A 9,277-nucleotide genomic window follows, 5' to 3' on the forward strand; every position below is an offset into this window, starting at 1 on the left:
CCGGCCTGACCATCCGCACCATCCGCATGAAGGATGGGCTTGCAGAAGTGCGCGTCGGCGCGACCTGCCTGTTCGACTCCGATCCGGCCGCGGAAGATCGCGAGTGCCAGGTCAAGGCGGCGGCGCTGTTCCAGGCGCTGCGCGGCGATCCGCCGAAGCCGCTGTCGACCTTTGCGCCCAATGGAACCGGATCGGGCAAGCAGGTGCTGCTGATCGATCACGACGACAGTTTCGTACATATGCTCGCCGACTACTTCCGCCAAGTCGGCGCCAGCGTCACCGTGGTCCGCCATGTGCATGCGCTCGACATGCTGAAGCAGAAGAATTGGGATTTGCTGGTGCTGTCGCCCGGACCGGGCAGACCTGAGAACTTCGGAATCAAAAAGATCATCGAGCTGGCACTGGAGAAGAAGTTTCCGGTGTTCGGCGTCTGCCTCGGCCTTCAGGCGATTGGCGAGTACTTCGGCGGCCGGCTCTGCCAACTTCCACAGCCCGCACATGGCCGGCCCTCCCGTATTCAGGTGCGGGGCGGCCGGTTGATGCAAAGCATGCCGAGCGAGATCGTAATCGGTCGCTATCATTCTCTTTACCTCGAGGGTGATAGCATGCCCGAGGCACTTACGGTCACGGCCAGCACAGAAGATGGCATGCCCATGGCAGTCGAGCACAAGAGTTTGCCGGTCGGTGGCGTCCAGTTCCACCCGGAGTCGTTGATGTCGCTGGGCGACGAGGTGGGCCAGCGGATGGTCGAAAATGCGTTTCGGCTGAGTGAGGCGGTCTATTGAGCATGGGTGCCTACCACTGGTTCGCCTTCCGTACGCTTTCCCCGTAATCTAGAGAATCCTAATTCTCATCGGCGCTGGCAGTTGCGCGGCTTCAGAATGACGATTGGCTTCCTCTTGAACCTCAAGGGGCGTTCAAGTCGGCTCGGACTACGTCTGTTTCGTGGCTGCAAGCCCAGCTCGCAATGCTCGCGCCCGTCCGGTTCGTTGCTTTGGGTCGCGCTGATAAACAGTAAGACCTTGGAGGAGCAAAGATTGTTTCAGTCGCGCATGGTGTAAGAAGATGAACTTGGTAGCAATGCCTCTGTGACAACCGCATTCAGTTCTGCTCAGCCACGGCCAATGCGATAGGTGACTGGTCACATCCGCAGATCGCGGCCAATGTCCATCGCGACGTCGCTGCGAAGCTTTTCGATCAGTATCTAGCCCCACTATCTAACCCTGTTGAAGCTTGAACTCTAACCTCTGTCGGCCGCTATTCCTCTCGACATACAAGTCGGCGCCGCCGTGCATTGCACCGGCATCGTCAAAGATCCGCGCGTTACGCTCAAGCTGGCAGCTCTATTCGACGTGTGCTACACGTACGAAGCGAATGGTGTCGGCAAGGTTGCCGATGATCTATCTAACACCGGCATCTTGCGCGGCGAGACGAGGACACGTCAACTTTTCTTGCGAATCAGGCCGAACTCGGATGACCATTCGTAGCCGCAATGGCCGCACCTGGGTGCACACCTGACATAAACCTGACTGCACGCCGAGTGCTGAATTCGCGCAATTGCTCGCGGCTCGCTCAAGGCGCCGCATCCAGTTCGGCGCAAGTTGCCCCCCCGGAGAATGCCGCTCAGCGCTTGAGCATCACCGCTGCCCTCTTTCTTTCATCCAGATGAAAGCGAGATGTGATGCTAGGAAAGCTCCTCTGGTTCGCACAAGATGCTGTTCGAAATAGTCGTGCTTTCCGGTTCCTGCACCGTCGCTCCAAGACCAGCTGGTCTAGAGCAATTCTGCCAACCGACATCCCCGAGATACCCGTGCCAAGCACGATGTTGAAACATCTCAGCACGGGCGCTTTCCTTCCAAGTGCCGAAGCAAGGCAACAACCATCTTGAGATCCTACAATTTGCGCTGATCGGATTCTTGCGGTTGAGCATCAGACCAAGCTCTGAGACCTGGCGGTAGTCATCTTCCTAATAGCTGCCCAAGGCCTCAGGTGATTATCGTCAGTACGGCTCATCTGGCAGGTTCGAACCAACTTGGCCAATTCCTCAGTCGAGCTATGTCATGGAAATAATCCCTTGTATGGCAAGCGCATCTAGAACGCGATTGGCCAATTGCTCAGCTGGCTCATCCAGTGTCTTCAAATGCACGTCCGGCCTGTTTGGCGCTTCGTACGGGGCGTCGAGCCCGGCAAGGTTCTTGATACTGCCTGACTTTGCCTTGGAATAAAGGCCTTTTGGATCGCGTCGGACGCACTCGTCTATTGGCGTATCTACGAAGACCTCGACGAATTCACGACCGCCGACGAGCTTGCGCACCATGTCGCGGTCGGTCTTATAGGGCGAAACGAACGAGCAGATGACGATCAAGCCGGCTTCCAGCATCAATTTCGCCACTTGACTTCCACGCCGGAATTTCTCCATCCGATCTGCTTTAGTCAAGACGAGATCACGGTTGAGGCCGTGACGCAGGTTGTCCTCGTCCAGCAGCATCGTGTGATAAGACATCGCGAACAGCTTCTGGTCGACGATATTGGCAATCGTCGACTTGCCGGCACCAGAAAGCCCGGTGAACCATATGATGCATGGCTTCTGATGCTTGAGCGTCGAACGCAGCTGCTTGTCAATCGACAACGGCTGCCAGGCGGTCCTAGTCGAACGCCGGAGGGGAAACTCGATCATCCCCGCGCCAACTGTCCGGTTGGTATAGCGGTCGATCATGATGAAGGATCCCGTGCGCCGGTTGACACGGTATGGATCAAAGCTCGCAGGCAGAACAGTCGACACTTCGCAAAAGCCGATCTCATTGAGATCCAACGTGGCGGCCGCGACCGGCTCGCACGTGTTGACGTCGATCTTATATTTGAAACGGTTGATGCTGGCGGAGGCGATCGATTGCGTTCCGATCCGCAATGCATAGGAGCGGCCCGGCACCATTGGTTCCTGGTCCATCCAGAGCAGATGAGCAGCAAACTGATCGGCGATTTCAGGTGGCTGTGTAGGGCTCGCCAGGACATCGCCGCGGCTGACATCAATCTCATCTTCGAGCGTAATCGTCACCGCATCGCCCGCTTCGGCAACTGCAAGATCACCATCATAGGTCATAATCCGCTTCACACGCGAGCTGCGAGCCGACTTTGCCACGACGATTTTATCGCCAACGGCGACGCTTCCGGAAGCGATAGTGCCCGCATACCCGCGGAAATCCAGATCGGGTCGGTTCACCCACTGTATCGGAAAGCGGAAGGGAAGGCCGGTCGTCTCGGATTCGATTTCCACAGTCTCGAGGTAATCCAGGAGCGGGGGGCCGTGATACCAATCGGTGTTGCCGGATCGCTGAATGATATTGTCGCCGTATCTGGCGGAGATCGGAACCGAGTTGATCGAGGTGAAGCCGAGTTCCGAAGCAAAGGCAACATAGTCGTGCACGATGCCATCGAAGACATCCTTTCGATAGTCAACGAGGTCGATCTTGTTCACGGCGAGGAGGACGTGCCGGATACCCAAGAGCGAGCAGATGAACGAGTGGCGCTTGCTTTGCGTCAGAACCCCTTTGCGCGCATCGATCAGGATGATGGCGAGTTGCGCGTTGGAGGCGCCGGTCGCCATGTTGCGGGTATATTCTTCGTGGCCTGGCGTATCGGCGACCATAAACGATCGGCGTGGCGTCGTGAAGAACCGATAGGCGACGTCAATGGTAATGCCTTGCTCGCGCTCAGCCTCAAGGCCGTCGACCAACAGGGCAAAGTCGACGTCGCCGCCGGTCGTGCCGTGCTTGGCGCTGTCGCGCGCGAGCGCCTGCACCTGGTCCTCATAAATCATCTTGCTGTCATGCAGGAGTCGGCCGATCAGCGTCGATTTGCCGTCGTCGACCGAGCCACAGGTGATGAAGCGCAATTGATCCTTGCTGTCGGCCTCGCCGACGCAAGGCGTGGCTTCCATATCCATCAAAAGTATCCTTCTCGCTTCTTCCTCTCCATTGAAGCCGCCACATCCGTGTCGATGAAGCGCCCCTGGCGCTCCGACACTTTTGCGACCTGGAGTTCGGCGACAATGTCCTCGATCGTGGTGGCCTCCGACTCGATGGCGCCGCTCAGGGGGTAGCACCCGAGCGTACGAAAGCGGATTCTCCGCATCTTAGGGCTCTCGTTCGGCAAGAGCGGGAGCCGTTCGTCGTCCATCATGATCGGGGTGCCGTTCCGATGCACCACGGGCCGGTACTTCGCAAGGTAGAGAGGGACGACAGGGATGTTTTCGAACATGATGTATTCCCAAATGTCGAGCTCCGTCCAATTCGACATCGCGAACACCCTCATCGTTTCGCCTTGTCGGATGCGGGTGTTGAAGAGTTTCCACAGTTCGGGCCGCTGGTTGCGCGGATCCCAGACATGTCCTGCCGAGCGGAATGAAAATATGCGCTCCTTGGCGCGGCTTTTTTCCTCGTCGCGCCGCGCACCGCCAAATGCCGCATCGAATCCGTACAGATCGAGCGCCTGCTTGAGGGCGTCGGTCTTCATGACCTGCGTATGCAGCGTGGAGCCGGAGCGGATGGGATTGACACCATGCGCGAGGCCGTCCTTGTTGATATGAACGATCAGATCGACCCCGAGACGTCTTGCCGTCTCGTCGCGAAAGGTGATCATCTCGCGGAATTTCCAGGTCGTATCGATATGCATCAGCGGGAAAGGCAGCTTTGCTGGATAAAACGCCTTTATCGCAAGGTGCAGCATCACGCTGGAATCCTTGCCAATCGAATAGAGCATCACCGGTTTTCTGAATTCGGCCACGACTTCCCGCATAATTTCAATCGACTCGGCCTCGAGCCGACGCAAATGCCGGGGCAGCTCATGCGTTTCGAATCTGATCATGACCCTCGCGTTCATATTGAAGATTCTCGAGATCTACCCCGGCGACGAAGTTGCAGTGCCGGTATTCACGCCATATTTCAGAGCTTGCCTATAAGATCAGTGATCACTCAGCCTGGATGCAAGCAGGATCGCGTGCTCCGCCGATAGTCACGCCATGGTCGATCCAATGCGGATAGAGGTTGGCGCCACCATCGCCAAGGGCACAGAATTGTGGGGACGAGCCCGCGGGCTCTAGATCAGAGACTGACCGACCATCGTTCGATCTTGGTTGCTGCCTCGACATTACAACTGGCTCACCGTGGCGCAAAGCCGTTGCCCGCGGGCGGGGGCGGGGCAGCGCGATCGGTCCATGTTGCTGAAAGGGAGGGCATGATCAACTACATGCTTTTCGAGCTTGAAGGCGTCCTCTGCACCAATCAATGGCTGGTGCGGAGCCGGCAAAAAACCTGCCTACAACCGGATTGCGGGCGTCCATAATGACGTACTCCCCGTAGTTTTCCCGACAGGAAACCTACCATGTTGCTCAATTGCAGGCGGTTTTCCTACCCGGCAGCACCTGAATTGGGGAAATCGATTGTTTGGATGGAACGCATTCACATCGCGGATAGTGACAATGCGCTCCCGAGATCTGGTCTCGATTCGTGCTCAAACTCGATACTCTGATGAGCGAACGCAGCCTCACGACGGCAGCTCTGGTGGCTTGCGCGCGATGATTTAGGTGATTTGCATCGCGCCGGCTTCTTTTTGCGGGCCTCACGTGCGCGGCAGATGTCTTGTGCCGCGCCAGCAAACCCATCAGATGGCCGCTCGGCCGATATCGGGAGCATTGGGTCCTGGAAACTTAAAGGCTCCATCGCCCGGTGGGCGATCTGTTGTCAGGTCTGCCAGCCCCTAAGTTGCTCGCCCCTTACTTGCTGGCACCCATATCTCTTGCCGCGAAGCAATTTCTGGTGGCGGTCTGTCCACTCTGCCCTCGCGCTACCGCCTATCTACGCAGCGAGCGGCCCAGTCAACTACCAGCCTTGGCGATTGATTGAGATGACGGTCACATGTCATTTCATGAGCGCCCCCGTGTGTCTTCGGGATCCAACATAATCTTGCGCCCCGAACCTGATGGGTATGCCGTCTTCTTGCCTGTCATGAAATGCAATCCTTTCATCGCCTGGAACACCATGATGGACTCTCTTTGTGTTGTGCCCGCGGGCCGCTCGCATGCACGGAAGCTTCATGAGCAAACGGGCATGATTGTCGCTCGAGATCTGCTTTGCGGCGAGCGTGATCGTTCAAAGGAAGAGTGTTTCTCAAGCAGGACGCCATAATGAGGGAATTCGTTTGGCGCCGGATGGTGAATGCGGCGGGGCATTCCCACTCGCATGAGACTACCGAGCTTCAGCGGCAGGCTGTGAAATCAAGTCCGAGCGGCTGGGGCTGCTGGTGAGGAGCGCTTCGCATGCCGACGGAGTGGCGCCCGAGTGCCAGTGCTCGATCACGCTTTTGCGACGCGGGGTTCAATTCAGATGGAGCCGTTTTGCGCTGGGCATGACCGGATTTCGACATGACTGCTTTGGATGAAAAACGTCCTATCGCGATGCGGGCGGTGATTCCGTTCGTTTTTCGCCACTGGCTGCGCCAGCCCTACCGAGCCGCCTTTGTACTGGTGGGCTTCCTCGGCTCAACGGTGGCCGACTTGTTCATGCCAGTCTACTCTGGCCAGCTCGTCGACGCATTGACGTTAGGCCCTTACAACCAGGCGGCGCGACATGCTGCGTTGGCCGCTTTCGGCGGTATTGTCGCGCTCGGACTAGTTTCGATGATCCTGCGCCTCATAGGTCTTCAGGCAATCGTTCCGTTCACGCTTCAGACGATGTCGGATGTGGCGCGCGAGGCGTTCATGCACATCCAGCGGTTCTCAGCCGATTGGCACGCCAACTCTTTCGCCGGTTCGAGCGTGCGGAAGATCACGCGCGGGATGTGGGCGCTCGACTTGCTCAACAATACCATCCTGGTGTCCCTGTTGCCGTCTTTGACGATACTGGTCGGCTCGATGATCCTGCTCGGGCTGCATTGGTCTGCGCTGGGCGTCGTGGTCGCGATTGGTGCCGCATTTTATGCCGCGATGACACTGATATTCTCGATCCGCTGTATCGCGCCTGCCGCACGGGTCTCCAACGCCTGGGACACCAAGGTTGGCGGCACGCTGGCCGATGCGCTGACTTGCAATGCGGTGGTAAAATCGTTCGGCGCTGAAGCGCGTGAGGATGCTCGGCTCGCCCGCACCGTCAACCGCTGGCGAATGCGGTTGTTGCGAACCTGGCTGCGCTACAACTATGCCGCAATGTCTCAGATCTCGCTGCTCTTGTGCCTGCGGGCCTCGGTGATCGGCGGCGCGGTGCTGCTGTGGATGGCTGGGCGCGCCTCACCGGGCGATGTTACTTACGTGCTGACCAGCTACTACGTTATCCACGCATATCTGCGCGAGGTTGGCATGTACATCAACAACCTCCAGCGCTCGGTCAACGATATGGAGGAGCTAGTCGCGATCCACGACGAGCCGATTGGCGTCGTGGACGTGCCGGATGCAAGTCCTATCGCCATTGAGGGCGGTGAGATCGTATTCGACGACGTCACCTTCCGGTATGGCGGCGACGAAGTGCCGCTCTATGACAGGCTATCGGTTGACATAAAGGCCGGCGAGCGGGTTGGTCTCGTCGGCCGCTCCGGCTCCGGTAAGACGACCTTCGTCAAGCTGGTGCAGCGGCTCTATGATATCTCGGGCGGGCGCATTCTGATCGACGGTCAGGACATCGCGCTAGCCACGCAGCAATCGCTCCGCAGCCAGATCGCTGTCGTGCAGCAGGAGCCGATCCTGTTCCACCGCTCGCTCGCCGAGAACATCGCATATGGCCGGCCCGGTGCCGGTATGGCGGCGATCGAGCGGGCGGCGCGGCTTGCCAATGCGCACGAGTTTATCCTGCGCCTGCGCAGGGGCTACGGCACTCTGGTTGGTGAGCGCGGCGTCAAGCTCTCAGGGGGAGAGCGGCAGCGCATCGCGCTGGCGCGCGCCTTTCTAGCGGATGCCCCGGTTCTGATCCTGGACGAAGCCACCTCAAGCCTCGACTCGGAATCGGAAGCCCTCATCCAAGAAGCAATGGAGCGGCTGATGAAGGGCCGCACCTCGATTGTGATCGCACATCGACTGTCGACGGTACGCAGCCTTGACCGCATCCTGGTGTTTGATCGCGGCGTTATCGCCGAGCAGGGCACGCATGCTGCCCTGACGAGGTGGCCCGGCGGAATCTATCGGCGGCTGCTCGAGAGCCAAGCCACCGAGTTCGGCCGGATCTCTGCGGCAGGCTAGCGAACAGGACGGTCCTGTGACGTCTATCGTTGAGCTGGGACTCGAATTGAAGGTTCAGCTAAAAGGTAGCGGCACAGCTAGAAGAGGCTCAACATGGCTGAAGCTCAAGCAGAATTCGGCAACGTTGGACAAGGATACAGATAGCGGGCAGGCGAGTAGCGGCTCGCAACCTCAGCGATCCGTCGCCAAAACTAGAGAAGCTTGCTGAAGGGTCCTTATGCAGAGATCGACGCCCTGGTTTCAGGAGAGCGGTATTGCAACAAAGTCCAACTTCGTCAGATGATTTCACGTGTGAGCCAATGACCGTTGGCGACACGAGGCAGTGGCCGAACATTGGAGGAGATGGCAACATGCGGCGGAGTGGCTGTAAGTGAGTGGCTTCGGCGACTGTCATCATACGCGCGCCGCCCGTCCGGCGCTTCGGCGAGTTGCCGCTTGCGTCTGAAATCCGATAGAGGGGGCCCGCCCGGCACCGGGGGAAATCCTTCAAAATACGCATTTTGTGCCGAATTTCAGCGTTAAGGTACGAGCCATTGCACCAAACAATATCGACAAGTGGCTATTGTGCAGCGGCAAGGGCACGGGTTGATTTCGAGGTGCGCATGTCTGGCAACAGAGGCAATGTGCCGGCTTGGTGTTCTGATGCCAAAAAGCCGCAGCTGCAATCGGCCTGGGCCGGTGGGTAAGACGCTGACGCGTTTGTGCTGAATTCGTTCGTCGTATTTTTCCTCCCGCGACGAACATACACTGGCCGCCCCGTTTGGGGCGGCCTTTTTTCGTGCGCCAGGCATGACACGGAGCGCCGTGACTGGCGCGAGTGTCCCGCAGTGGTGTCCGGTGGAGGTGTGAGTCCCTCTACGGGCCTTGGCGATAGAAACCGTCAGCCGAACAGCAAGGGTCGTCGCGAGACGGTATCTGAAGGAGGCTGTAAGCAAGCGCCGGTTCGACGAACAGCCAGCGTATAGCGCGACAATCAGGATGAGAGCGGCGCGTCAATCAAGATGAGACGAGGCGGCCGAGTCAGGAGATAATTGACGCTGGCCGCCGGCTTGGCAA

Annotated in this window: 4 protein-coding genes; 2 read left to right on the forward strand and 2 right to left on the reverse strand. The window is 58.4% G+C overall.

From position 1 onward, the window contains the following. On the forward strand, nt 1-785 hold a 785-nt coding region (locus QQL28_RS44910; protein ID WP_284276242.1), incomplete at its 5' end, for a glutamine amidotransferase-related protein. 1,268 nt (nt 786-2,053) lie between these two features. Here the strand turns inward: QQL28_RS44910 and cysN are convergent. Together cysN and cysD are read right to left on the reverse strand one after the other, a co-directional pair. Beyond that, nucleotides 2,054-3,937, reverse strand: coding sequence for a sulfate adenylyltransferase subunit CysN (cysN, locus tag QQL28_RS44915; protein WP_431309733.1), 1,884 nt, complete (start codon nt 3,935-3,937; stop codon nt 2,054-2,056). 5 nt (nt 3,938-3,942) lie between these two features. Next, complete coding sequence (gene cysD / locus QQL28_RS44920; protein ID WP_431309732.1) at nt 3,943-4,863, reverse strand: sulfate adenylyltransferase subunit CysD; 921 nt, start codon at nt 4,861-4,863, stop codon at nt 3,943-3,945. Nucleotides 4,864-6,418: 1,555 nt separating this feature from the next. Here cysD and QQL28_RS44925 point away from each other — a divergent pair. Further along, entirely contained in the window at nt 6,419-8,221 is a 1,803-nt protein-coding gene (locus tag QQL28_RS44925) for an ABC transporter ATP-binding protein (protein WP_284276248.1), read from the forward strand. Nucleotides 8,222-9,277: the final 1,056 nt, after the last annotated feature.

It is taken from the genome of Bradyrhizobium iriomotense (assembly GCF_030160715.1).
Taxonomy (GTDB): Bacteria; Pseudomonadota; Alphaproteobacteria; order Rhizobiales; family Xanthobacteraceae; genus Bradyrhizobium; species Bradyrhizobium iriomotense.